The sequence below is a fragment of the Paenibacillus sp. EB106-06-01-XG199 genome (genome assembly GCF_058791575.1).
Genome location: NZ_JBYTDQ010000006.1, coordinates 324,523 through 348,875, shown reverse-complemented (window position 1 = coordinate 348,875; position 24,353 = coordinate 324,523). Strand labels below are relative to the sequence as shown.

At 50.2% G+C, this 24,353-nt stretch carries 23 protein-coding genes; 1 reads left to right on the top strand and 22 read right to left on the bottom strand.

Annotated elements, in window-relative coordinates; translation table 11 throughout:
• Nucleotides 1–24: 24 nt before the first annotated feature.
• The 8 genes from AC3WT9_RS22825 to AC3WT9_RS22790 form a co-directional block, all read right to left on the bottom strand.
• On the bottom strand, nt 25–906 hold the full coding sequence (locus tag AC3WT9_RS22825; protein WP_341097072.1) for a carbohydrate ABC transporter permease: 882 nt from the start codon (nt 904–906) through the stop codon (nt 25–27).
• Nucleotides 907–998: 92 nt separating this feature from the next.
• Nucleotides 999–2,354 (bottom strand): extracellular solute-binding protein, encoded by a 1,356-nt coding sequence (locus AC3WT9_RS22820; protein WP_341380091.1) that lies wholly within the window; start codon nt 2,352–2,354, stop codon nt 999–1,001.
• 114 nt (nt 2,355–2,468) lie between these two features.
• Entirely contained in the window at nt 2,469–3,269 is an 801-nt protein-coding gene (locus AC3WT9_RS22815; RefSeq protein WP_341097076.1) for a response regulator transcription factor, read from the bottom strand.
• A complete protein-coding gene (locus tag AC3WT9_RS22810) occupies nt 3,229–4,959 on the bottom strand; it encodes a sensor histidine kinase (protein ID WP_492407969.1) in 1,731 nt (576 codons plus the stop codon). Before AC3WT9_RS22810 ends, AC3WT9_RS22815 begins: the two co-directional genes overlap by 41 nt.
• 253 nt (nt 4,960–5,212) lie before the next feature.
• Nucleotides 5,213–5,443, bottom strand: coding sequence for a cold-shock protein (locus AC3WT9_RS22805; protein WP_038597805.1), 231 nt, complete (start codon nt 5,441–5,443; stop codon nt 5,213–5,215).
• Between the two features lie 121 nt (nt 5,444–5,564).
• Complete coding sequence (locus AC3WT9_RS22800; protein WP_036722718.1) at nt 5,565–5,765, bottom strand: cold-shock protein; 201 nt, start codon at nt 5,763–5,765, stop codon at nt 5,565–5,567.
• Between the two features lie 263 nt (nt 5,766–6,028).
• Nucleotides 6,029–6,307, bottom strand: coding sequence for a hypothetical protein (locus AC3WT9_RS22795; protein WP_341097078.1), 279 nt, complete (start codon nt 6,305–6,307; stop codon nt 6,029–6,031).
• A 75-nt stretch (nt 6,308–6,382) separates the two neighbouring features.
• Nucleotides 6,383–7,096: an HAD family hydrolase gene (locus AC3WT9_RS22790; RefSeq protein WP_341097080.1), complete on the bottom strand. Its 714-nt coding sequence runs from the start codon at nt 7,094–7,096 to the stop codon at nt 6,383–6,385.
• Between the two features lie 249 nt (nt 7,097–7,345).
• Between AC3WT9_RS22790 and AC3WT9_RS22785 the strand changes: the two genes are divergently transcribed.
• Nucleotides 7,346–8,383: a copper amine oxidase N-terminal domain-containing protein gene (locus AC3WT9_RS22785; protein ID WP_341097081.1), complete on the top strand. Its 1,038-nt coding sequence runs from the start codon at nt 7,346–7,348 to the stop codon at nt 8,381–8,383.
• A gap of 93 nt (nt 8,384–8,476) precedes the next feature.
• Here AC3WT9_RS22785 and AC3WT9_RS22780 read toward each other — a convergent pair whose 3' ends face one another.
• The 14 genes from AC3WT9_RS22780 to AC3WT9_RS22715 all read right to left on the bottom strand — a co-directional run bounded on the left by AC3WT9_RS22780 (nt 8,477) and on the right by AC3WT9_RS22715 (nt 24,078).
• The gene (locus AC3WT9_RS22780; RefSeq protein ID WP_341380095.1) at nt 8,477–10,051 is read right to left on the bottom strand and encodes a sensor domain-containing diguanylate cyclase; all 1,575 of its coding nucleotides are present in this window, start codon (nt 10,049–10,051) and stop codon (nt 8,477–8,479) included.
• 490 nt (nt 10,052–10,541) lie between these two features.
• Nucleotides 10,542–10,790 carry a type B 50S ribosomal protein L31 gene (locus AC3WT9_RS22775; protein ID WP_038597814.1) on the bottom strand — a complete coding sequence of 83 codons (249 nt, stop codon included), beginning with the start codon at nt 10,788–10,790 and terminating at the stop codon, nt 10,542–10,544.
• A 243-nt stretch (nt 10,791–11,033) separates the two neighbouring features.
• On the bottom strand, nt 11,034–11,888 hold the full coding sequence (locus tag AC3WT9_RS22770; RefSeq protein ID WP_342480786.1) for a diguanylate cyclase domain-containing protein: 855 nt from the start codon (nt 11,886–11,888) through the stop codon (nt 11,034–11,036).
• Nucleotides 11,878–13,974, bottom strand: coding sequence for a cellulose biosynthesis cyclic di-GMP-binding regulatory protein BcsB (locus AC3WT9_RS22765; protein ID WP_341097087.1), 2,097 nt, complete (start codon nt 13,972–13,974; stop codon nt 11,878–11,880). The genes AC3WT9_RS22770 and AC3WT9_RS22765 overlap by 11 nt, the downstream gene beginning before the upstream one ends.
• Before the next feature lie 44 nt (nt 13,975–14,018).
• The gene (locus AC3WT9_RS22760) at nt 14,019–15,269 is read right to left on the bottom strand and encodes a glycosyltransferase family 2 protein (protein ID WP_341097089.1); all 1,251 of its coding nucleotides are present in this window, start codon (nt 15,267–15,269) and stop codon (nt 14,019–14,021) included.
• A 29-nt stretch (nt 15,270–15,298) separates the two neighbouring features.
• The gene (locus tag AC3WT9_RS22755) at nt 15,299–16,840 is read right to left on the bottom strand and encodes a hypothetical protein (RefSeq protein ID WP_341380098.1); all 1,542 of its coding nucleotides are present in this window, start codon (nt 16,838–16,840) and stop codon (nt 15,299–15,301) included.
• Nucleotides 16,837–18,378, bottom strand: a complete 1,542-nt coding sequence (wsfD, locus tag AC3WT9_RS22750) for a glycan biosynthesis hexose transferase WsfD (protein ID WP_341380099.1) — start codon at nt 18,376–18,378, stop codon at nt 16,837–16,839. Before wsfD ends, AC3WT9_RS22755 begins: the two co-directional genes overlap by 4 nt.
• Nucleotides 18,379–18,424: 46 nt before the next feature.
• Complete coding sequence (locus AC3WT9_RS22745) at nt 18,425–19,573, bottom strand: hypothetical protein (RefSeq protein WP_341097095.1); 1,149 nt, start codon at nt 19,571–19,573, stop codon at nt 18,425–18,427.
• A 207-nt stretch (nt 19,574–19,780) separates the two neighbouring features.
• On the bottom strand, nt 19,781–20,797 hold the full coding sequence (locus AC3WT9_RS22740; protein WP_341380100.1) for a potassium channel family protein: 1,017 nt from the start codon (nt 20,795–20,797) through the stop codon (nt 19,781–19,783).
• Nucleotides 20,798–20,889: 92 nt separating this feature from the next.
• Entirely contained in the window at nt 20,890–21,282 is a 393-nt protein-coding gene (locus AC3WT9_RS22735; RefSeq protein WP_341097099.1) for a DUF350 domain-containing protein, read from the bottom strand.
• On the bottom strand, nt 21,279–21,941 hold the full coding sequence (locus tag AC3WT9_RS22730; RefSeq protein WP_341380101.1) for a signal peptide protein: 663 nt from the start codon (nt 21,939–21,941) through the stop codon (nt 21,279–21,281). Before AC3WT9_RS22730 ends, AC3WT9_RS22735 begins: the two co-directional genes overlap by 4 nt.
• Nucleotides 21,934–23,151 carry a glutathionylspermidine synthase family protein gene (locus AC3WT9_RS22725; protein WP_341097105.1) on the bottom strand — a complete coding sequence of 406 codons (1,218 nt, stop codon included), beginning with the start codon at nt 23,149–23,151 and terminating at the stop codon, nt 21,934–21,936. The genes AC3WT9_RS22730 and AC3WT9_RS22725 overlap by 8 nt, the downstream gene beginning before the upstream one ends.
• Nucleotides 23,148–23,846 (bottom strand): hypothetical protein, encoded by a 699-nt coding sequence (locus AC3WT9_RS22720; RefSeq protein WP_445935401.1) that lies wholly within the window; start codon nt 23,844–23,846, stop codon nt 23,148–23,150. The genes AC3WT9_RS22725 and AC3WT9_RS22720 overlap by 4 nt, the downstream gene beginning before the upstream one ends.
• Nucleotides 23,847–23,871: 25 nt before the next feature.
• Nucleotides 23,872–24,078 (bottom strand): hypothetical protein, encoded by a 207-nt coding sequence (locus AC3WT9_RS22715; RefSeq protein ID WP_038601107.1) that lies wholly within the window; start codon nt 24,076–24,078, stop codon nt 23,872–23,874.
• Nucleotides 24,079–24,353 lie beyond the last annotated feature (275 nt).

Sequence of the window (24,353 nt, the reverse complement as noted above, 5' to 3'; positions counted from 1 at the left end):
TCCTCCTTTCAAGGCGGGCAATATTTAAGAATACTGGATCGTATCTTTCGAAGCAGTCGCCTTACGGATCAGATAAGTGGCCACCAGACAGATGAGCAGCAGGAAGAACCCGACCGCGCTGCCATATCCGAAGTCAAAGCTGCGGAAGGCCTTGTGATACATATAAGATGCCATAACTTCACTCGCCCCGTTCGGCCCCCCGTCAGTCATGACATAAATGAGATCAAAATATTTCAGCGACCCCACCACCGACAGTACCACCGTCACCTTAATCACCTCACTGATCAGCGGCAGCTTGATCCGGGTAGCGATCTGCCAAGGATTGGCCCCGTCTATCCGCGCGGCTTCCATCAGCGATTCGGGAATGTTCTTTAAGGCAGCATAATAAATCAGAATATAAAAACCGGCATATTGCCAAATAATCGGGATAAACAAAGCAATCAGCACGATGGAGGGCTCAGCCAGCCAGGACGGCGGATTGTCGACCCCGAGAGAAGTCAGCAGGCTGTTCAGCACACCATTGGTGGGGTGATAGATCTTCATCCACAACTGCGCGATGGCTACGGAAGACAGCAGCATGGGGATCAGGTAAATCTTGCGCAGCAGATTTGCGCCCTTGATTTTGCCGGATAAGACCAGTGCAATCCCTAGATAACCGATGAGGCTGATGCCCGAGAACATAGCGAGCAGCAGGGAATGCAGAGCGCTTTGCCAGAAGGCGTTGTCCCGCACCAGCTCCTTATAATTGTCCAGTCCGATGAATACCATCTTGCCGATGCCGTCCCACTGGTTCAGTCCATAATAACCGGTCAGGACAATCGGAATATAAATAATGCCCATGATGAGCAGCAGGGAAGGCAGCACATACAGTGCGATCACCAGCTTGTTGGACATCACTTTCGCCATGGTGCAATCCCTCCTTTCCTTCCTGAAATACTCGTATTAAAGGGGGCGGAAGTCCCCCAGCCAACCTGAGGCTTCCGCTTCACACTCTATTCTTAATTGCCTTTCTCTACAGCTTCTTTATGTTTGGCGGCGAATTGTTCGGGGGTTACCGCCTTGCCGAACAGCGCCTGAATCATATCCAGGTGGACTTGTGCAGCGCCCGGTTTCATTTGCACATCGGCAAACAGCGTGATGCTGCTGGCATTGTTCAGCTCATTCAGCAGGTCTACATACAGCTGAGGCAAATTGCTGTTCGCTGTATCGACCTTGGTAGCCGGGATTACGCCGGCAGTGGTTACGGACTCTTCACCCCACTTGGAGACAAAGTACTCCACAAACGCTTTAGCCTCTTCCTTCACCTTGGAGGACTCGGCTACGAACAGGCCGACACCGGGACCGCCCACCCAGCTGTTGATGTTGCCCTTGCCGCCATCAACGGTCGGGAATTTGAAAAAGCCTACCTTGTCCTTGAATTCCTGCGGAATATCCGGGTTCGTCGTAAAGTTCGGAAGCTCCCAGGTGCCCATCAGGTACATGGCCGCTTTTTCATTCATGAATTCGGACTTGCCTTCATCGTTGGACAAGCCGTTGAAGCCCTTGTTGAAGGCATTCATGTCAACCAGAGTCTGCACTTCGGCCGCCGCCTGAATGAGGCCCGGATCATCGAAGGAGCCTGTACCGTTCGTAGCTTTCTTCAGCGTGTCACTGCCGGCAATCCGGTCGGCCAGATACATATACCACAGCGAGCCGGTCCAGCGGTCTTTGTTGCCGAGGGCAATCGGGGCCACTCCATTATCGGACAGCGTTTTCACAACTTGCTTGAATTCCTCATAGGTGGCCGGTACTTGCAGGTTATGTTTGGCGAAGATGTCTTTGTTGTAGTAAATCGGTGAAATGTTCAGCTCAATCGGCAGCGCGTAGGTTTTACCGTCCACTGCATAAGCTTCCGTAGTCCCTGCGACGAATTTATCCTTCAGCTGTGCCCCGCCCAGGATATCATCCAGCGGAGCGAACAAACCGCCTTTTACATAAGGCTCCATGAAGCCTGCCGCCCATGTAATTCCGACATCGGGAAGCTCATTGGAAGCGGACAGCACCTTGAGCTTATTCTTATACTGCTCGTTCTCCAGCACCTCCTGCTTGATAGTAACGTTCGGATGTTCCTTCTGGTATTCGTCTATAATCTGTCCGACCAGTTTATTCTGCTGGGCTGAGCTGCCTGCTGGCCATAAATGCATCATGTTAATCGTGACTTTCTGCGCAGGAGCATCGGTAGCCGCTTCTGCGTTCCCTGCTCCCGCCTCACTGCCACCCGCGGCGTTATTATTCTTCGTCCCTCCGCAGCCCGAGAGAATCAGCGCCAGCGTAAAAGTCAAAAGCAGGCCTTTAGTCAACTTGTTCCTTGGCATTGCTATAACCTCCATTTTTTCAGTTGTGTGCGGATTCTGTAACCGCTCTCAGACAAATTTTAACATTGCAACCGGAGGTTTATAAGATCACGCTCATTGGTAAAACTTCCACTTTTATTGGATTTCCGTCTGCTTGTCCCCCATCTGCTGGCGGTAGCGGCTTGGGCTCATCCCTTCAAGTGATTTGAATACCTTGATAAAATATTTGTCCGTGCGGTAGCCTACACGCTCGCCGATCTCGCCGATGGACATTCGCGTCTGCAGCAGCATTTCCTTGGCCCGCTGAACCCTCAGCCGAGACACATATTCGCTGAAGGGAACCCCCGTCTGTTCCTTGAACAGCACACTGAAGTAACTCGCGTTCAGGTGGATCAGCCCGGCCACCTCAGCCATACTCAGCTGCTCTTGCAGATGCTGCTCCACGTACACAAGCGCTTCTTTCACCGGCTCTCCCATGCCGCTGCGCTCCGGATCCATCTCCAGCAGCTTGTGGTCAACCAGCTTCTCCAGCTTCTCACGCCGCCGCTCCTCTTCCCCGCGCTTCAGGGCAGCTTCAACCACCTGCAGCAGTTCACCCTTGTCCAGCGGCTTGAGCAGATAATTGACTGCCCCCAGCTGCAGTGCCTGCTGCACATATTCAAATTCAGCATAGCCGGAAATGACGATCACCACCGGCTTACGCGCCTGCCCCTCCAGCGAGCGGATCAGATCCAGCCCGCTGACCTCCGGCATCCGGACATCGGTTATCAGCAGATGGACCCGCTCGCGCAGCAGCCGTTCACGGGCTTCAATCCCATTATCTGCGGTTTCCACGGTATATCTCCCTGCTGCCCATACTTCCAGCGTCTGCTTAATACCCTGCCGGGTCCGCGGCTCATCGTCCACGACCAGAATCATTTTGTTGCCCAGGCTCATAGGTATATCCCCCATTGTTCGGTATTTCAAAGCCAATGGCCGTCCCTTGGGACGGTTTGCTGTCAATCATCATTCCTTGAAGATCCGCATTTTCCCGGCCATAGTAGAGCTTAAGCCGCCGCTGAACATTTACAAGGCCCACACCGTTTCCCTTGGAAGAGATAGAAGGTCCTCCCTCTAGCGAATTGTAGAGCGCCTGCAAAGTGTCTGCATCCATTCCGGGACCATTATCGCTTACGGTTATTGTTGTCCAGCCCTGCCGGAGTGACGGCTGGACAACAACGCTGACCAACCCGCTGCCGACACGGCTCTCGACTCCGTGCAGAATCGCATTTTCTGCAATCGGCTGGATCAGCAGCTTCGGCACCGGAACAGCCGCCGCCTGCGGAGCCAGCTCGACATTCCAGGTCAGACGTTCGCCCATCCGCATCTCCATAATCTGCAAATACCGCCGGACCTGCTCCACCTCTTCTCCAAGTGTTACCCATTCATCCATGTTCGGATTGCCGATGATATAACGGAACAGCCGCGACATCACTACGACCAGTCCGGCCAGCTCCTCTTCCCCTTTCTCCTCCAGCGACCAATTGAACGCCTCCAAGGTGTTGAACAGAAAATGGGGATTGATTTGCGCCTGCAGCGCTTTGAGCTCCGTGCGGCTTTGCAGCACTTCTTTTTCATAAACTACCCGGATTAAGTCGTTCATATTGGTGATCATACCATTGTATGTGTTGTTCAGCTCCCGAAGCTCCATCGTAGATACAGACTGCAAATTGGGGGTCAGCACCCCGAGCCGCGATTTGCGCATCGCCCGGATCAGATGCATGATCGGCCGCGTAATCATGGTAGACAGCACAAACGACATAATCAAAAACAGCACCGTTCCGAGCGCCCCGGAAACCAGCAGCACCGTCCGCAGCACAGAGATCCCCTTCGTCACATAACTGACAGGCGTAAGCACCAGCAGTGTCCAGTTGGTCTTGTCCGAGCGCAGCTTGACCTGCACATATTCTTTGTCCTGGAAGCTGACGGTCTGGTCCTTGCTGTGGAGCAGCGGCAGCAGATTAGCCACCGGTGCTTCGCTGCTGCCAAGCAGCTGGCCGTCATCACTGACAAGCAGTATCGACTCGCCGCTGTCGCTGCCGGAAAGCGGATCATTCAGCTGAAAGTAGCTCCGCTGAATCCGCGCCATGAGATAGCCGCCCCGTGAGAACCAGCGGTCCATCAGGCTGACCTGGCGGATCGCCAGCAGACTCTGGTCATCATTCGGATCGACACCGATCCAGACCAGTCTGCCCTTTTGCACATTGGCTTCGCTAATATAGCTGCCGTTAATCCTTGTGCTCAAGCTGCCGTCTTTAATCGGGAACAACAGCCGGTAATCAGCCGTATACAGCTCAAGGGAGCCTACGCTGGGCATGTAAGCCTGATAGCTGGATACAATCTTCAGCAGAGATTGCCGCTGGTTAAAAGACACTTTCTGCCCGTTCAGCTCTTCCAGCAGCAGCTGCTGGACCGTCGGATGATTGGCCACCTGCTCTGTGAGACTGTCTATCTGGCCGATCAGTGCGTCCAGTCTTCCGTTGGCCTGAACCGCAGTCTGCTGGATATGCCGCTCGGAATTATTTTTCAGCAGCGAAGAGACCCGGTCATACACAAATGCTCCCGAAACGACAATAATGATCAGCATCACAAGCAGAAATCCGATAAAGATTTGATTGCGCAGCGTATTCAGCTCTTTGAATCTTCCGTACACTTCGGCCCCTCCTTCACTGACAGCGCTTCCAGCTCTATTCTCCAGAAGTGCTGCCGCTTGGTCAAGACCTATTATCATTGGGGGCACTCCAGGACAACAAAAAACCCCTAAGCAAGTCCCTGATTCAAGGGAGCTTAAGGGTATCGACGTTAGAAGAAAACCGGTCAAAGCAACCGGGAAGAGAAAACTACGTAATTGTAATTCCCTTCTTTATTTCCTTCATCTCATGATTCGTGTTGACAAGCATAGGCAGGATCTTCATGCTTCGGGTCATTGGTGAATTGCATTGCCAGCAGGTAGGCACATATTGAAAGGCGAAATTATCGCGCATCCAACCGGTGCAGCCTTCTTTGGTGCAGGACCAAATGGCTGTGTCTTCCTGGGGAAGATCCTCCAGCGCTTTTTTACGAAAATACATAAGTACCCCTCCTTAGTTCGTATCCATACGATTCATTACCTTTTCAGGAACGTTAGGACAGGTATGCGTAATAAAAAAGGCTGCCCTCAACTTGTGTTAAGGACAGCCTTGATTTAAGAAATTACAGTTTTACAACGTTTTCGGCTTGTGGTCCACGAGCGCCTTGAGTTACGTTGAACTCTACGCGTTGGCCTTCATCCAAAGATTTGAAACCTTCACCAGTGATTGCGGAGAAGTGTACGAATACGTCGCTTCCACCTTCAACCTCGATAAAACCGAAACCTTTGTCTGCGTTAAACCATTTCACTGTACCTGTTTGCATAATATTACCTCCAATATTTTATTTAACACATGTCCTTTTATTCCTACGTATTGTACGAACAAATAAAAATTCACACATTGGAAAAGGATTCATACGCACAAATGATAACCTTTTACAATATGTGAATTAAGGGTTAAATTTATGATTGACTTCATTGTAGCACATTAATTTACCGAAAGCAAAGAAAACGGCAAACTTTTTTTGGAGCAGCTGCCCATGATTCAACCGGAGTGAACCATGAGCCGCTCCCAGCCGCAAGGTTTCTAATCAATATACCCTGCAAGCCCTTTGTCCATCAGATAGTCCATTTCTGCATCGAGAATATTCTCGACTGTCAGTTCGTCCAGCTTCACATCACGCTGGGCAGTAACATAATCAACCAGATCATCGTTGTCTATATCAACTTCGCCTTTGCTGTTGGCTTTGGCATTGTTGATAAAGTTCTGCTCATGCTGCAGCACCAGCTTGATCAGCTTCGGATCAACCTTCGTCTGGGCGGACAGCACATCCAACAATTCCTGCTCATTTACTTTATCGCTCATAATCGTTAGTCAGCTCCTCAGGCATTTATGCTCCATTATTGTAGCACAAGTCAATCTGCCGGCGCTTCGTTTCGGCTACAGGCTCCAACCGGGGATTTTGCGCAAATCTCCATCCCAGATCTGCACGGTGCTCTTCACCGGAACATCCCGGGGAGACGATGCCGTCTGAATATAACAGGAGTCAATCCCTACTGCTGCAGCCCCGGCGATATCCGTACGCGGATCATTGCCAATCATAATCGCCGAGCTTAAGTCCGCACCATAGGTGTCCGTCAAATAGCGGTAAAACAACGGGTCCGGCTTACTCACCCCCGCCTCCGAGGAGATAGCCACCCCGTCAAACAAATGCAGGATGCCAAGCATAGTCAGTTCAGCCTCGACGAAGGTTTTCTGTCCGTTGGACAGCAGGAACACTTTTTTGCCGCCGGCTCTTAAGCTCTGGAGAATTTCTGCCACTCCGTCGTACAGGGAGATATGGATCATAGATAACGTCCGTACCCACCTTACCGTTTCATGCAGCCAATCCTCGTTCGGACTTCCGCCCAAATCCCGTGCCACCACCCGGAAGACTTCCTCCATAACGAAATCGGGAAACTCACAGCTCTGTGCAGCAGCAGCAAGCTGGATGTCCCGCTCCGCCAGGAACCTATCCTGCAGCTCTGTTCCCGTGATGTTCATACCGTGGTAGCTAAAGTGGAGCGCCAGCCGTTCCCATACCTCGGGACGTTCTTCATCAGTTTCAATATCAATCAGCGTACCGTACAGATCAAAAATATAGGTTTGATACATAAAAATGCCCCCTTTATTTCGTTTGTGTCCGGCTTACCGCAGTTAGAATGCCGGATAGAATTCGTATTTTTAGTTTACTATAACTATATAAATCGAACCTATAATTCTTCTATTCTTCTATTTTGGGATTGGTCGTGGCTACAGCATTCTCAGATTTCAATTCTTAAAAATTGCAACAAAATCAAAATGATCACCGTTAAGAAAATGACGCACACCTGACATACTACTCAACTAAAGGAGACTACACACATGAACAAGTCACTGAAAACAAGCGTTGCCCTTTTAACATTGTCATTGGCCCTTACTGCAGGAGTCGTATCGGCCGGACCAGCCATAACCTCCATCAAAAACAACAAAACGCCACAGGCATCCGCCAGCACGGCGGCTAAGACTTTCACTATTGAAATCAACGGTTCGACCCTTTCTGATACCGGCTTCCAGCCTTCCAGTGCCAAAGAACCCTTGGTTCCCCTGCGCACCGTTGCTGCGGCGCTTGGGTTTACCGTCACATGGAATACAGAGACCAAAGCCGTTGATCTGAATAAAGGCAACATCTTTACAACCGTGAAGAATGGTGAAGACCGCTATGCCATCAATAAAATGTATACAACACTCGGAACAGCACCGCAGATGAAAGGGAACCAGCTGTATGTTCCAGCTTCCTTTGTAAGGCAGGTATTGCACCAAACCATCTCCGTGGAGGGAAAACAAATCGTGATTACTCCATCCGTAGAACATCAGAATGAGAGTGGCGTCATTACTGCCCTCCGCAATGACGGTAAGTTCCAGTCTGTACAAATCAAAGGTACGGGCACCGCAGGTATTGTGCTGAATGTGGGCAAGGATACTGTTATCCAAATGGCTGACGGCACAAAGCTTGCATTTACCGATCTTCAGCTCGGCATGACCGTGGAAGCAGAGCATGCCATATTCGCCACCATGAGTCTGCCGCCGCAAACCCCTGCTTACAAGATCACTGTACAGGACTCGAAAAAGCAAGGCACTACGCTGGCGACGCAAGGTACTGTGGAAAAAGTAATCAAAGCTGAAGACGGCTCACTCAGCATCCGGATTAAAGGCACTGCCCTTAGCGAGCAATCGCCTAGCGAGGTCGTGCTTCGTCTGGCTGAAGATACCGCGCTTGTTAATGAAAGCGGCGAGGCTATAGAGGCAAGCACACTGGTTCAAGGTGCCAAGGTTATCGGATTCTATAGCCCCTTAATGACCAAAAGCCTGCCGCCGATCGGCACAGCCCTGAAGGTCGTTGTAGAGACAGTCCATGAATAATTGGGCAAAGTGACACAAAGATAATTTATACAGAAGACCACGCTGACTGCCTTTGCAGAAAGCGTGGTCTTTTGAGATATTCCTTAAGAGACCTTATCCCTTAATTGCCTCTCTGATTACAGGCTTGCGGCCCAGCGTCACTCTATTCTTGCCGGCAGCCTTCGATAGATACAACGCCTCGTCAGCCTCACGGTATAAGTCCTCAAAGGCGATATCACTTTGCTCTGTAAACGCAATCCCGATGCTTACGGTGAGCTGGATACTGTGTCCGCCGTCCAGTTGAACAATATGCTCGCTCATTATGGAACGGAAGTTCTCAGCTTCCGCCAGCGCTGCCCTCTCACTGCCGGTAAAAAAGCATACGGCAAACTCCTCACCGCCCACTCTGCCGGCAATGCCGTTATCCTCGTACACCGCAAGTATTTTACCGGAGAGATCGACCAGAGCCTGATCACCCGCTATATGCCCGTATGTATCATTGATTAATTTGAAATCATCTATGTCGAACAGCAGCAGGGCCATCCCTGCCCCCTCACGAATCGTGTACTTCTGCACCAGGCGCATGAAATGCCTGCGGTTGTACAGCCCGGTCAGATCATCAACCGTTGCCTGATAGAGCAGCTCCCGCTCGTACCGTTTCTTCTCACTGAGATCGCTGACCACAATAAGCATGCCGGAAGGCCCCGTCTCTCTGCGCCCTGAAGCAATTAGCGACACCCCGTAACAGACATCCGTGGTGCCGGGGGCCTCGACTTCGAACTGCCCTTCAACCCGTTGTCTGTAGTAACTGGCGATGTCACCATAATGCTCCAGCAAATGATGGATGCTCCGGCCTTCCCAGCTGCTTGTCTGCTCTCCAATCAAAGCCGATAACATGGTCTCTGCGACTTTATTGACGTCGATAATGCTGTCATAACGGTCCGTCAGCACGATGCCGTCCTTCATATTCTCGAAGATCTTGTTCTTGGCCAGCGGATATAGGGAAAGCCGAGGATCGCGGAACAAGGACAGGTACGCCGCCAGAACCGGAGGCAGATATGTAAATGCTGTAAAGCCTGTAACCGAAATTTTGAGGAGCGGGAGGAAGAAAACAGAAATTACCGGAATTATAAGTCCGGCCAGCAAGAGCAGATTTCTTTTAAAAAAATACTTGGGTGCATTCAGCAGAGATAGGGCCAGCAGATAGACGGCATATATACCAAAGAGCTGGTCGTAGGCTATGAGGATCATACTCAGAACCGTCGGTTCAACCATTATTCCGCTTATCCCCGCTACAGTGGTTATGCCAACTTCACTGCGCATCAGATGATGAGCGGAGTCCGTGAAAATCAGCACAACATCCAGCACAACCGGAACGCAAAAGAAGGCAAGCCGCCGGTTTAGCCCTTCCGAAGAACGGGACACATACTCTTTAATCGCCGCGTAAGTAAATATCGTGCTCAAAAATAGCGGAGCCTGCTGAACATTTTTCCAAAACAGCTTGGCCTGAAAGGAAAGGGAGAGGATTTCTCCGGCCGTAGCCGCGAAGATTGCGCTGACAAGCAACATTAAAATCCATAAATAGCGTCTTCCAGGTGTGTTGCGGTGCTTATATGAACTGACGCCCATGTAGAGACTTAGAACACTGCCCATTAGTAAATAATACGGATAACCCTGCATCCATGGCATGTCATATTTCTCCTAATTTTGAGATAGCTTTGCCTTATTATATCCTACTATTTCGCACAAATGAATCACTCCTTGAAAAAATTACTTTCTTTTCGGGATTGTGGAAACTGAATGTCCAATAGGCAAATGTGCCGGTTATGCAGAGGGCAGGCCAATATACAGGAAGACCCTACGGGCAGCCCGTAGAGTCTTCAAAAGGTGAGAAGCGAATTTTTAATTATGCCAGTTTCCAATTGCTAGGGTGCTGTTCCAGAAAACAATCGACGCAATCTCGATTTGGTCTTCCCTTTCAGATAGTACATGGGTTAATCAACTACCTTTCGGAATACACATTCACATGCCGTTCCATCCGTTAATTGATACCTTCCACTTCCCACCTGCTTATTATTACCCGCTCCCAGCGGCGGCCAAACAATAAATGACAAAAAAAAAGAGATCCCGGTCCGCCATCTGCATGACTTCCGTAATCTCCCTGTTTGTCTGAAAAATGTTATTTCTTCTGTGCCAGACGCTGTTTGAACTTGTCCACGCGGCCGCCAGTTTCTGCATCTCTTTGTTTACCTGTATAGAACGGGTGCGATGCGGAACTTGCGTCCACACGAATCACCGGATACGTGTTGCCATCTTCCCATTCCATTGTTTCACCGGATGACTTAGTAGAAGCGCTCAGGAATTTAAAGCCTACGCTGGCATCCAGAAAGATAACCTGGTTGTATTTCGGGTGTATGCCTTCTCTCATTGCAATAACCTCCTTCCCGGGTAAATAATGCTCTATGGTAACATGAAGCCATCTCTAGGTCTATTTAAGCAAAGATACTTAGACGAAGGGAAATGCATAATTTCTACGATCAAATTACGCCACTCCATCATACGCGATCCCAATCCCGGAGTCAACCTTTGTCCCGTTTTTATTCCTATTCTCTTCCGGTAAATGTCTATATAGATAACTTCCTATATTATTAGCTTGTCCTGAATTTTCATATTAAACATCATATTCGAGCTGCTTCTTGGCCTGAACAATGAAATCAAACGGATTCTCGATGGTTTCGGCCTCATATTCCACAGCACCAATCTTCAGTCCCAGATTTACCTTGTATTTGGTAGAGAACTCCGTATCGTTTAATTCCTGAAGCTTAAATTTGATCCGTTCAATGACAATCTTAGCGCCTTCCCGGTCGGTAAACAGCAGCAGCCCCCAGGTAGCATCGTCCTTATCCAGTAAATACAGCGCATCATTGGTACGAATGCTGGACTGGCTGAGCTGGGATACATCATAGATAGCCTCGGACAGTTGGTCATCCGGAATCAGCCGGCGGATCTCACTCCAATATTTCACCTTAATCACAAGCAGCGTAAGCGGGATCTTGTATCGGGTTGCTATGCCTGTAAAGAGGCTGGCATCCTTCTGGAAAGATACGCTGTTCCGCAAATCGGTATTCTCGTCTACCGTGGCCAAATTGGCGCTTTTCTTCATCAGCCGCTCGTTCTCTGCCTGCAGCTCGCGGCTGCTTGTAGTGAAGACCCATAACACTACGGTAAGCAGCGGTGTCATGATCAGCCAGAAATAGGTGTCCAGACCGATCGTTTCCCCCTGTGATACCGTCTGGTAGACGATAAAGAACCCATAGCCGAAGATGAAGGCGAGATTCAGCGTGAGCCCGGCGGTTACCGTGGTGAAATAGGTGACCAGCGCCAGCAGAAACGCAAGATTCAGAATGATGATATTCTGGATATAGTGATCCGGCGAACCGGAGATAAATACAATACATATGAATACCAGCACCAGAAAGGCCAGAAAGCCCAGATCGGATACCAGACCGCTGCGGTTACGTCTCACGCTGATCACCACGTTTCCTGAAATGTTTGCGAAGCAGCAGAAGCAGCGCCACAAGCACCAATGTGACCACAAGTACGACTGCAACCACAAAGCCCAGCACATCGCTGCGGGCTGTAATTTGCTTTAACACCGAATCCTTGGCCGCACCGGTAATCGTCTTGAACCGGTAAGCGCCGACGTTGCCGTCCTTATCAAGGATGACCCCGTCGCCATACACCTTCCACTTATCCTTCTCGGTAGAAATCAGCTTGGAGGCCAAGTAATAATCCTCCGGGTTGACCCCTGTTACTGCCAGCAGCCCGCGTCCATTCTCATACGGGGAATTGACAAGCTGCAAGGTTCCGATTTCCGCACCATACTTCTCTTCAATACTCATCTTCTCATTCGAGAGGAGCGTTGAACCGTCCGTATTGTAGCGGAAATAGAGCTTGTCGTTATTGTCCCGGATTACCTTATTATTCTTGTAGGACCCTATGGCAATGATATTGTTATTCTTCAGATTATCCGCACCTACATCATCCGTATAGTAGTGGATATCTCCTGTATTGCCGCCAGCATACCGCCCAAGCAGATTGAAGACATTGCCCAGACTTTGATAGGAGTAATCATCCATCTCAGCAGGCAGTACAACAGCAACATGGTTATAAATTTCATCGCGCAGGAATGGATACGGATAGTTATTGAACAGCAGTTCCGTGCGGTCTTTTGTATTCAAATGCATCGCTGACTCTTTGCCGATATAGGCCCAAGGCATTTGCTCCGTATTCGGCGTGCAGACGGCACTTGCCATTTCCAGATCAAAAGCGACCGTAACAGAGAAGTTTCCGGAAATATTCAGGCTTTGCGGCACCGATACATTCAGGGTATCGCCGTTAGCCAGCTCCTTCGTCAGCTTCTTGCTGCCAATTGGCGTATTATTAATGCTCACTGTAACCAGGGACCGCTCAAAATCAAGATTCTGGGCATAGCGGAAATCCAGACTGATTTTACCGGAATCGGCAATGGAACGGTTAGAGGGCAAGGAAACAAAATAAGTCCGTTCCTGATGATTGGGTCCGGTCAGCTTGTCGCCCGTCTCGGCAAAGGTTACATTCGAACTGATGGAATAGGCCGGATCGGCAACTTCGGTGGCAGCATCAACTGCCTTCACCTCACTGCTGATCTGGCTGAGCAGCTCCTGGCTTGCGAGCAGCCGTCCGGCTTTGATCAGCAGGCTTTCGTCCTTCGAGGTTACTACCAGCGTTGGCCGGGTATCCGTCTGGACCAGCTGAACCAGGGCATGGGTACTAAGATCCTCAGTGGAGCTTAAGAGCTTCTTCAGTCCGGCGGGAACATGGTCATACATCGCCACCACGACCACGAAGCTCTTGTCCTTGATCGTATCCTCCCGGTAGGGCAGCAGCGGAATCGTCCGGTCTTCCAGCGTGTTCCCCTTTACCAATCCCGACAAAGCATAGGTGGCAGACTCCAGCTCAGAACCGCTGGCATTCTCCGGTATGGCAATAAGACTCTTATTGCTGTTTAACGTATCAATCCCGGAGAACCTTTCCGTGAAGTCACTAATGCCTCCGGTTAGTGCCTTCGGGGTGTACATCACTGCAATGCTGGAGGTGTTGAACAGATGCAGCCAGCTGCCCTGCTTGTTGTCAACATAACATATTTGGTCATCTGCTGTCGTGGTCCGCAGATACCCCTGAATGCTCAGCGTATTGCTACCTTCTCTCAGAAACCCTTTAGGTGCACTAACACTTAAGCTCTGCTCCCCGTTATTCTGCAGTGACGGCCTGAACGAGTAGAATGGACTCCCGTTAAGCGACAGGGTGACACTTGAAATCTGCTCCTCTGTAATTTGCGAAACTTGAAAATGCAGATTGATTTTAAGCTCATCAACATTCCAATAATCCATTATTGTGAAGTTCTGCTGCATGGAGCTTGATCCCGAAAGGGCAGTATCCGTTGCGGTAAAGGATGTCTCATAAGTCAGCCTGCCATCTCCGGGAAGTGCCGGCGCGGCAGAAGCCGCAGGGAGCTGGATCAGGAGCAGGGAGAAGCAGAGCACCCATAACAACATCTGTTTTTTTATCATATTCCGTATCTCCTGTGCATCTTATTTCTCTTGCTCCGGCCGCTTTAATAGCGTTCGGTTTTGTACCATTTGGCTTCCCGTTTGAAAATGACGTCCTTAAGATAGTTGTATAAACCGTAAGCGGCGACAACCATCCAGAGCTGGCAGTATGAAACATACATCAGCAGAATGATCCATAGATTAGACAGGCTCATCTCGCCCTTCTCCGTCGTCAGCGTGACGAAGATTCCGACCACAAACAGGATGATGGCAAGCAGCCACAAGAAGCTGCTGAGTCCGGCAATCGTAGTATGGACATAACCCATCGCATGAAGAATTAACAAGATATCCGAAGTCACAAGCGAGATCAGGAGCAGGAAGTAGATCGACAAGTAATACAGGATATCAAAGCGTATTTTGGCAGCCGACTTATTGAAGAGCAGCGGAATGTTCTTGACGATTACATAGATATTGCCTTTCGCCCAGCGTGTCCGCTGCTTGAACCAGACCTTCACCGTCTGCGGCTCCTGCTCCCAGGTCACCGATTTCGGCTGAAACTTGATCCGGTAGCCCATCATGTAAATCCGGAAGCTGATCTCGGTATCCTCAGCGATTGCTTTGACATCCCAGCCGCCGATGCTCTCCACAATAGACCTGCGCATAATAAAGTTGGTGCCGGGAATGGTGCAAAGCTTGAACAGCTTCCACCGTCCCGCCTGGGCCATCCACTGAAAGGACAACGTCTCAATATTAATAAACCGGGTGAGCAGGCTCGCATCACGGTTGCGGGTTCTGAATTTTCCGATTACCGCGCCAAGTGTGGAGTCGTTAATAATCTCCGCTACCAGATAGCGCAGCGCCGTTCTTTCCGGTGTATTGTCAGCATCATAAATGGCGATCAATTCGCCCTTGCTGCGGGCAAAGCCTATATTTAGCGCATTGGATTTGCCTTTGCCGCCCGTGACCGCATCCGTGTTAATGATCATCAGATTGCGCTGCGGATGTCTTTTCTGAATGCCACCCAGCAGCAATGCACTATTATCCGAGGAGTTATCATTAATGACAATAATCTCATAACGGTCATGCGGGTAATCGAGGGCCAGGAGCGACTCTACGGTCTTACTGATGACCACTCCCTCATTGTGTGCGGGAACCATGATGCTGACAAAGGGATACTCGCCCTTAATCTCGGGGACATCTTCGTTTTCCGTTGTGATGTAATATAAATATCCCGCGATGATTAAAGCCACATTCACAAGCAGCAGCGACCAGATACAGATCACCGCGATCACCATCAGCACATCCGATATCGTCATATTCTTCTCCTACTATTGATAAATTTTCTTTATTTCAAATATTTTCTCCGGTACATCCTGTAACCGATAATCAACAGGCTGCCGAACACTAGCAGAGAGATGATGATGACCACAATAAAAAACTGATTTTGCGCACTGAACAGCCGGGTGAAGCTTTTGACCTGCTCCTTCTGATACTGGTAATCGCTGTCCACCACTTCCGGGGCATACCCGACATTAAGTGCCTTGCCGCCCATTCTGATGACCCCGTCAGCAGAGGCAATAGTGTTCGTATCGGTAACTACCTTATGGGCTCCCTGCTTATAATCGGCAAAAGAGATCCAGCTCTGTTCCACCCAGCGCAGCATGGATTCCAGTCCTTCTTCGTCCTCCGGAAGATCGACAACAACCGCAGTATCCAGCGGTAACTGGGGCATAGCCTTTCCGGTATGCCGCAAACCCTGGAGGAACTCCGGCGTTACACTGTACAGGCTGGAGGCAAAAACCGCCGAAGTGTCGGTCTGCTCCATATACCGGGCTTCTTCATCCGGATACAGCACAGCTGAGTCGAAAAAGCCCATTCCTGCCCCCGCATACTCTTTGTCGTAGATCCAGTATCCTTCCGCTCCAATGCCCAGCGGTGCTATACCGCCCGCCACCAGCACATTGATGAACCCGTTCATCTTGCCCTTTAGCGAGCGGTCACTCAAGCTGATAGGCGGCCTTACCGCAGGGGCGTTCACCACAATGCTCCCGTTGCGGGATTGCACAATTCTCAGCGCCTCCAAATAACGCTTCATCGCCGGGAAGCCGGTGTTGCCGAACACCGGCCGGACACTGGCAATGAACGGAATTCCGTTCTGATAGAGCCGGTCTGCTGTCTTCTCCAGCAGCTCAAAATCCGAGAACGGGTAAATCTCCTTCAGCACCAGATAGGTTTGAGGTGCCGCAGAAGACGGAAGCCAATCCTTCAGTACATAAGCCATTGCGACAGTGCTGAAATTCCCTTTCTCCAAATAGGGTACATAAGTGTATTGTCCCCGGCTCACGGCATACGGCGCCTGCAGACTGCCGCCCTGAAATGAAAACCTTCCGTAGGCGTGCGTTGCCTTGCTCGCCGCAATATAGGGCATGTCTGGCACATTCAGGCTGACTCCGGAGAACTCTCCAATAGAAAGGCTGGCGTATTGTCCGCGAAATACAGCCGTGGATAGCTGCAGCGACTGCTTCATCTTGACTGGGATGTTGTAGCCAACATGCAGAACTTCCCCCCGATAATTGTCCGCGTCCTCTAGGTACGCCTTATTCGTAATGGCAAGATCTTCACTGTTTATGACTGTTATCACGCTGGAGTACGATGCCAAGGTGCCTTGCTCGTATTCATCTAGGCTCATTAGTGTAACTTTGGTGCTGTAGGCGGCCAGCAGCCGCTGAAGCTCCGTGATATTGCCTTCCCGGGGCGTTCCTTTCGCCAAGCTGTCGAACAGCAGCAGGGTCTGCTGCGGTGCGGGAGCGGAATGTACGGGAACCGGAGCCGGAAGCAGCAGTGCTAATATAACCAGCAGCAAGCCTATGATTCTCTTGCGGTTCAAGCACTCACGCCCTTTTCGGCTACGGGATATTCGCCTGCAGGGAGGGCAGGGCTCGCGGGAGTCGCGGTTGAGATTTTCTTTTTCAAGAAGAGCCCCCGTCCAATGACACTTGATACGGTAAAGAAGGTCACTAAGTCAAACGACAACGTGAACAGGAATTCATGCTTGGCAATGTCGGCATCGCCCGCTCCGATAATAGATACAAAGATACCGGACAGCCCCACCAGCATCGTCGCTATTATCAGCAGCAATCTCTGCAGGCCTCTGAAATTCCCGGCTTTCGCTGCCGTCACAAAGGACGGCGTAAAAATCCCTATAATAACCGCCATCCATAAGAGGATAAAGGCGAAGGTTCGCGGGGCCAGCTTTTCTTTAAGCATACTGTAAAGAGTGAAGAAATGACTTTGCGCGCGGAATTCCTTACCTGCTGATTTCTCGTAGTTGCCCATCGCCGCAGGCTTGATGGTATAGGCACTTTTCGCGGCAGTATCCAGTATAGAGCCCATCTGGGCAGGATTGGCCAGATAATATTTCAGGACCGAGACAAAGCCGTACTGGCTGTAGAAGTCCTTCTCCAGAATGTCCGATTTCACATCAACTGTGCCGTATTGGTCGTAATACGTATTTTCCCTCAGAATCGCGTATTGCTCGTTGATACCGAAGGATTTCAGCGCCGTTTCCGGATTGTCGGATTGCATCATCACCCCGCGGGTCATCGCATGATATTGGTTAATATTCACGAACTCCTTGGAGATGTTCAAATAGGTTGCCACACCCGTGATCATCATCAGCACCGCAGCAGCAATAGTAAGCCAGCGGAAGAGACGTTCCCTGCGAATCCAGATAAGCGAAAGCGCGAACAGGGAAATCACCATGCCCACCGGAGCATTCTGCTGCTTGGAGGTCGTCAGGATCAGCGTACTGATCAGAAACACCGCCAGCATGGCATAATCATTGTATCTTCCGCGGTAGAGAAGCAGCCATGAGGCGAACATGAACAGCATAGTAATCATCACAATGCTCTCGCCAAAGAAGGAATTGAAATACGCCGTATAGCCGGTATCTCCGAAGATAACAATCGCAATGACCGCGGTAACCATCCCCCGTCTGCGGGACATGCGGCAAGTAACAGCATCTATTAACAGATAAACAGCTGCGACATAAAGAACCAGATAAATGGCCGCCTGAAAGCGGATATCAAAGACCTCTTTGCTGAAGAACAGCTTATTGACGCCGATCGCCAGCTTAATAAAGAGGGATTGGGAGGAGACCAGCATAGAGCTGTTCTCATTATAATATTGATAGATTCCGAACTGTTTAACAAAATAGCCAAAATACTGGCTGTCATAATCCGGCAAGTTGAAATAGAGGCCGTTGCTGTAAATGATGCGGAAAAAGTCGCCGTTATCGGCCATCCCCACATAGGGAGCCGTAAACAAGGCGATAACTGTAATGATCAGTACGCCAATGGCCGCTGTCAAAGCAGGGGTTACCGTTAAATCAACAGGGATTAAACCTCTGCGCAAAGGTATTTTCATTGTGTTGTCATCCATGCGGGTTCACCTTCGTTACTATTAGATTAAATTAGTAGGAATAAGCGAGTAAGGCCATAAGATTGTCAAAAGAATAGGCTTGTCCCGTCTCAGGATTTCCGAACCCGCCGTATAGGACACTCCCTGTATCCGTAACTCTAAATTCGTTCATTCTTTCTATACTTCTGCTATAAAGAGAGTCGTCGCCGATCTCCGCGCCAATTATTGCCGTAAGGGCATAAATTGCCGTGGAGCGGATATCATTGGCCGGCTGGCCGTCCCTGGTGTATTGCCCGTACAGCGTTCCCGCCTCTACCTGCTCCTTGATATAGCGGATACTCTGTGGTTTCTGCCGGTCCACCTCAGCCAAATTCAGAATACTCAGCAGCGATTCCACCGTATTGATTTTTTCCGAGCTATAGTTTCCTGTCTTATAATTAAATCTCGTTTCATAGAACGGGAACTCATCTGACAAATACCCGTCCTCGAGAATTGTGTTCATGTTGTGTAATAAAATTCCGCGAATTTCGTCATCTATCGACAAATTTTGCAAGACATCCAGATTAATATAACATAAAGTAACAAAGTCATTGGTTACCCGGAGATCATTGTCATAGAAATCGTACATATATCCATCTTTTACATTATTCCGGTAAAAAGTCTTAGAATATTCGGCTGCTTCATTCGTGTATTCCTTGTTGTCAAAGGTGTCTCCTGCTGCATATAGCGCACCGATTAAGCGTAAATCATCAACGGCGGCATTAAGGGGGTATTGTTTTTGGAGTTTCGGACTATAGCGATAGCTGAAACCGCCCTCTATACTGAACGTTTGCTTCGCCTTTGCCCATTCTGAGGAGAACAGCTCCTTATTACCGTTCAGTACGGCGATCCTCATCATGAGTGAAGCCGACTCGCTCAGCACTTCGTGGCCAGTGGCAACTTCTGCCGTCTGGCCGGTGTCCTGCAAATTTGTATAGACGCCATAAGGACCCGTAAGCTGTTTAGCAATAAATGTGTACAACTCCTGTTCTTCTTTATCTATATGGACGGCTGGTTGGGTCCTTAACGGAGTAGGGGATGAAGGCAGAGAACCCGTGCTGATCTCCGGGGAAGATATCGGCTGCTCCCCATTGCTTTTGCAGGAGGCCAATACACATAGAGACAGCATAATAGCCGCGGCTTGAACGCTTTTATTTCCCAATCTATCACTTCCTTTAGAGATAGCATTAAGGTTTCGATACTATTATAACGGTAATATAAGTCACTAAATGTAGATTAATGTTGATCATTATGTGTCAAACCAATAAAAAATATCTAAATATTTACATTTTATGCGCCGAATAGACAAAAGCCGCCCTACAGGTCATTTACCGGCCCGGGCAGCTTCATTTTTATGCATATAATGGCTCTATCCTTTAATTCTCCGGTACGTCTCCTCATCCGACACAATATATAATCTGGCATCATGCGGAATGGGCTGATTAAGCTTGCGGTTGATGCTCAGGTCGCCGTGGTCAGACAGCAGGGTTGCTCCCCGCGAAAGCAGATCCTGAAAGGCATCTCCATAGGTTTGCCAAGCGGCATTCCGCGGAATCTCATAAATGTCGTCGCCATGCTGGCGGCTGAGCAGCTGAGTGATGACTTCCGAATTCCCCTCCTGCAGTGCGGAACGCACAGCCAATCTGGAGATGGCATCATGCGACAGCACGAACTCATTCACCTGAACATGCCGGAAATTCCGAATGTTCTTCTCCTGCATAATCTCTACAGTAGTATGTACCTGCGGGGCGAGCCGCTCAATGCTCGAAGCGATCAGCAGCGACTTGCCGTCAATCAGCGAAGCTTCGTCGATCCGGTTGTCACCGAACACAATAGCTGCCTTGGCTCCATGAATATTGGCCTTCTGCAGAATTTCATCACTGGAGGCATCACCGCTGATAAAATGAACCTGTTCCATATGCTCCAGCGGATGACGCCCTGATTCGTCAATAATGACGATCTTGCATTTCGGTGTGTAGCATAGAATCTCTTCGACGGCTGCCTGCGTTTTGCGGCTCCAATTAATCAATACAATATGATCTGCGGCGTGAAAGCTCAAGGTTCCCGCTCCTCTCCTTCTCTGCACCTCTCCCATGGCCTCAACAATCTTTCCGATGACCAAGCTGAGCAGGCCGATGCCGAACACGTACAAAAATATGGTGAACAGCTTTCCCATTACCGAAGTCGCAAAAAAGTCACCGTATCCAACAGTGGCCATCGTAGTCATGACCCAATAGAAGGCGTTGAACCAGTTATGAAATGTACCCGGCTCCAGAATAAACGCGATGGTTGCGCTCAGAACAATAAAAAAAAGGATTATCAGCCCAATTGACTTCTTCTTTAGACGCATCAGCTTTCCGGATACTCTGAGTAAAAAATGCACCATTCCGCCCCGCTTCCGCTGTTAAATAGGGCTGCCGCACCGTGACCCGGCACGCGCAGCCTTAGTCTGCCGGCTCCTACAGGGAGCCCGCTGAATTAAATAATCAGACTGCTGACGGCAAAGGCAGTTCCGATGAATACCAGGCAGAGCATGGTGCCTACGGCCACATTCCCCTGCTCTAGCTGTTCGGAAATCCTGAAATTGGGAGTAAGCAGTTCAAAGATCCAATAAGCGGCGATCAGGCAGACGTAACCTACCGCAAACCATAACATCATGTGCCAGATAGAAGTATTCGTATATGCCGCTACGCCCAGTACGATCGCTGTGGCCAGAAATTTGCCTCCCAGCGCCAAAGCTACAGCCACATTGCCTTTCTTCAATTCCTCCATATCCTTGAACGGAGTCATCAAGCCGAATACAACCATGCCAAGCACCTGAAGCAGAATAATAGTCAGAACGCTGACTATCAAATTAATAACAATCGTCAATTGGCCCACCCCCGAAATTTCGCATAAGCCGAATCATAGTCGGCAAAATCATGCACTTCCTCCAGTACCACGGAAGCTGTCTTCTCTTTCTCCAGCGCTGTATAACGCTTGTCGTCAATCGGCTGCTTGATCCGGTTGCCGGAAGGCAGCTCAAGCACGGCGAAGTTTCTTGTCTTCTCCTTGAACTTGGTCTTATAGACCCCGACAAGATCCACATCGGTGGTAATAGATACTTTAAGATTCTTCAGATCCTCTGCAGCCGTCTTCTGGTCTCCATACGATTTAAGCGTGGACCAGGCGGACAGGCGGATCTCATTCTTCTGGTCAGCATCTGTAATCAACTCGGCATCCATGAACTGCAGCGTCCAGATCTTGTCTCCAGTGGCATAGTTGCCATCGTTCGGGAGCAGCTCATTATCCGGCAAAACTGTCATGTCGCTGCCGATCAAATCACCCACTGTGCTCTCCACTACCCGGTAATCCCACGGCACACGGGATACACTGTCCGTTGTTTCCGCTGCAGGAGTACCTGTATGAAACACACTGTCCTCATTGCTTGAGCATGCGCTCAGCAGCACCGACAACAGTAGTATTCCAAGGACCGCGCCCAGCCGAATTACCCCGAAGCGCCCGGTCCGCACCATTCTACTTTTACTCATCTCCAAGTTCCCTCACTCCTAGCGCGATAAAATGACTGGCATTGCCTGTAATCGGTCCGCCTGCCCGCCCGAGCAGGCCACAAGGTTTCCCGTTAATGACGAACATGCCGGTGAGCAGATGAAACTCCCCCTCGGCTGTCTGAATCCGGGCCATTTCGGCTCTTTTTTGATAGACGGTAGGGAATATTGTACTGCTGTCAAAGCCTTCCTCGTCCTGCAGCTCAAGTGTGCCGTTGTCATCGAAGAGACGTACAGAACCGCCTTCACGGCCGAATACAGACTTCGAGACAAAGCTCCCGGAGAACACCGGCTTATTGTAGGTCGGCAAAATATAGCGGGAAACCGCCTCGCGCTCTTCCTCACTAAACAGCAGCCCCAGCTCATACATCCCCCATGCCGCTGCAATCAATCCCTTGGACTGCAGCAGGATGCTGTGCGGTCCATTGAACAACTCCAGCTGTCCACTCTCCACGGCATAAGCGAGCGCATCGCCGCCTTCGTCTACCGCCATCCATTCCTTGGGATAGAGCGCGAACATCCGCTGAATAACCCGGTCCTCTCCATCCCGTACAGTCCCTTCATCAATCCATAGATCGAGACAATCCACGCACTTGATATCCAGACCGCTGTGCTTCACAAGCGCCTCAATCGTGCCGGAGTCTTCCTGATGGGAACCGTAGGCGACACAAGCCGCCGTGTCCGGCCGTTCTGTGCCCCAAGCTGACGCAAGAAGTCCCTTCATCGCTCCATTGGGGCTGGCGATTCCCGCCTGCTCGCAGATCCAGGGCGTAGCGATGGAGGCCTCCACATAACCGGTAGGCGTATCGGCATTCAACTCCAGCAGCTTAATCGTCCCGTTGTCCGCCACGGCGAAATCGAACCGGGCATAAAGGCTGATGCGGCCCGGCTCCGGCAGCGGGCATTCATCAAGCATCTGCCACAGGACGGGGGGAATGCCGAGCAAATCATATAGGTCATGTCTACGGTGGACATAGCGGACTGTTTTGTCCAGTATAGCCCACAGCTTGACCGAGGCTTCTTCAAGTTCCCGGTAAGTCTCGCCGCGCATCACCGCAACGGCATCAAGCCAGTATTCTTCATCCTCCAGGTCTGCCCAGGTGAAGCCAAGCTCATGCAGCTTCTCCACTCTTGGCGCCCGTTCCAGACCGGATTGATCTACAAATTGAAAGACACTCTCTGCAGAACTCATCCGCCGAAACCGCTCTTGCTGCTGGAGCTTCTGCCGGCGCTTGATTTCGAGGAGCTTGATTTGCTGCTGGAGCTTGAACCGCTGGAACCTAAACCGCTGGATGTGCCCCCAATGCCGCCTTTCTTCGAGGATGTCCCTCTTCTCGTAATGGAGCCGGTGGAGGAAGTAGAGGTTTTCGGCTTTGCCACTGATCCGGCTACCTTCTTGTTCTGGAAGCTGCCGCTGTTGTAGGTTGGCGGCTTGTAGGTAGTCCGGGTACCTCCGTAATAGGTCGGCCGGTCATTGTACCAGCCTCTGGAGGAGTAGAATGAGCCGCTGTTGAACAGCATGTGATACAGCAGCATATCATCCCAGCCGAAACCCGAGCTGTAACCGCCATAATTGTTAATGACGGTTGTCCCGCCGGAGGTTACCACCCCGCTGCCCTCCTGCACGGTCTCTTCCACATTCCCTTCCGGGTACGGAATATTCCAGTCTACATTTTTATCAAAATAAGCCTTGACCTCTTCGGTGGACCAGGAGACAAGCTTCGGCTCTTCGCCTGAGCTGCCGCTGGCACCCGCCCCGCCCGGTACGAACAGTGCATTGGCCAGCAGCGCAATCCCTAGCGAGGTGGACAATACACGCAGCGGCTTGCCTTCAGCATTGAATAGTTTAGACACGGCGGGTTCTTTAGCATTTTCATCTTTTCCCAACATGGGCCCCTCCTTTCCTGACAATTTATCCTTCAGCACGCATCGGAACCAGCAAAAGCTCCAGCTTTCCCTCGTCCACGTTCAGCCGTCCTTCCACTGCCTCATACTCCCGGCTGCCCACTACAATATAATTGACATGCTCCAGGGCAGTAATCATATTCATGCTCCAGGTACGTTCCTCGATGACACGCAGGTCGCCTTCCGGCATTTTTTCAAACAGGATGACTTTCATTCCATTATCCACTTATTACCCTTCTTTCCTGATAGCTGTTTATGCTTCTGATACGCTGTAAGCACAATTTCGTTTCATGAGCCCGCAGTCCATCCCTATCTATTTTATCTGTTTGGGTCCAAGTAAATTCTAGGGTATTGGAATAATATTGGCAATCGAAAATATGTTAATGGAAGTCTGACCGGTTCCGTATATTTTGAGCAGCCGCGAAAGCAGCGGCAAATAGGGATACCAGCAGCAGACTCCCGGGAATACGCTGCCAACATTTTAGCATA

Excerpts from the sequence above, each read along its gene's own strand:
- AC3WT9_RS22825 (WP_341097072.1), bottom strand. The coding sequence starts at position 906 with ATGGCGAAAGTGATGTCCAACAAGCTGGTGATCGCACTGTATGTGCTG.
- AC3WT9_RS22820 (WP_341380091.1), bottom strand. The coding sequence starts at position 2,354 with ATGCCAAGGAACAAGTTGACTAAAGGCCTGCTTTTGACTTTTACGCTG.
- AC3WT9_RS22815 (WP_341097076.1), bottom strand. The coding sequence starts at position 3,269 with ATGAGCCTGGGCAACAAAATGATTCTGGTCGTGGACGATGAGCCGCGG.
- AC3WT9_RS22810 (WP_492407969.1), bottom strand. The coding sequence starts at position 4,959 with ATGCTGATCATTATTGTCGTTTCGGGAGCATTTGTGTATGACCGGGTC.
- AC3WT9_RS22805 (WP_038597805.1), bottom strand. The coding sequence starts at position 5,443 with ATGTATTTTCGTAAAAAAGCGCTGGAGGATCTTCCCCAGGAAGACACA.
- AC3WT9_RS22800 (WP_036722718.1), bottom strand. The coding sequence starts at position 5,765 with ATGCAAACAGGTACAGTGAAATGGTTTAACGCAGACAAAGGTTTCGGT.
- AC3WT9_RS22795 (WP_341097078.1), bottom strand. The coding sequence starts at position 6,307 with ATGAGCGATAAAGTAAATGAGCAGGAATTGTTGGATGTGCTGTCCGCC.
- AC3WT9_RS22790 (WP_341097080.1), bottom strand. The coding sequence starts at position 7,096 with ATGTATCAAACCTATATTTTTGATCTGTACGGTACGCTGATTGATATT.
- AC3WT9_RS22785 (WP_341097081.1), top strand. The coding sequence starts at position 7,346 with ATGAACAAGTCACTGAAAACAAGCGTTGCCCTTTTAACATTGTCATTG.
- AC3WT9_RS22780 (WP_341380095.1), bottom strand. The coding sequence starts at position 10,051 with ATGCCATGGATGCAGGGTTATCCGTATTATTTACTAATGGGCAGTGTT.
- AC3WT9_RS22775 (WP_038597814.1), bottom strand. The coding sequence starts at position 10,790 with ATGAGAGAAGGCATACACCCGAAATACAACCAGGTTATCTTTCTGGAT.
- AC3WT9_RS22765 (WP_341097087.1), bottom strand. The coding sequence starts at position 13,974 with ATGATAAAAAAACAGATGTTGTTATGGGTGCTCTGCTTCTCCCTGCTC.
- AC3WT9_RS22760 (WP_341097089.1), bottom strand. The coding sequence starts at position 15,269 with ATGACGATATCGGATGTGCTGATGGTGATCGCGGTGATCTGTATCTGG.
- wsfD (WP_341380099.1), bottom strand. The coding sequence starts at position 18,378 with ATGAAAATACCTTTGCGCAGAGGTTTAATCCCTGTTGATTTAACGGTA.
- AC3WT9_RS22740 (WP_341380100.1), bottom strand. The coding sequence starts at position 20,797 with ATGGTGCATTTTTTACTCAGAGTATCCGGAAAGCTGATGCGTCTAAAG.
- AC3WT9_RS22730 (WP_341380101.1), bottom strand. The coding sequence starts at position 21,941 with ATGAGTAAAAGTAGAATGGTGCGGACCGGGCGCTTCGGGGTAATTCGG.
- AC3WT9_RS22725 (WP_341097105.1), bottom strand. The coding sequence starts at position 23,151 with ATGAGTTCTGCAGAGAGTGTCTTTCAATTTGTAGATCAATCCGGTCTG.
- AC3WT9_RS22715 (WP_038601107.1), bottom strand. The coding sequence starts at position 24,078 with ATGAAAGTCATCCTGTTTGAAAAAATGCCGGAAGGCGACCTGCGTGTC.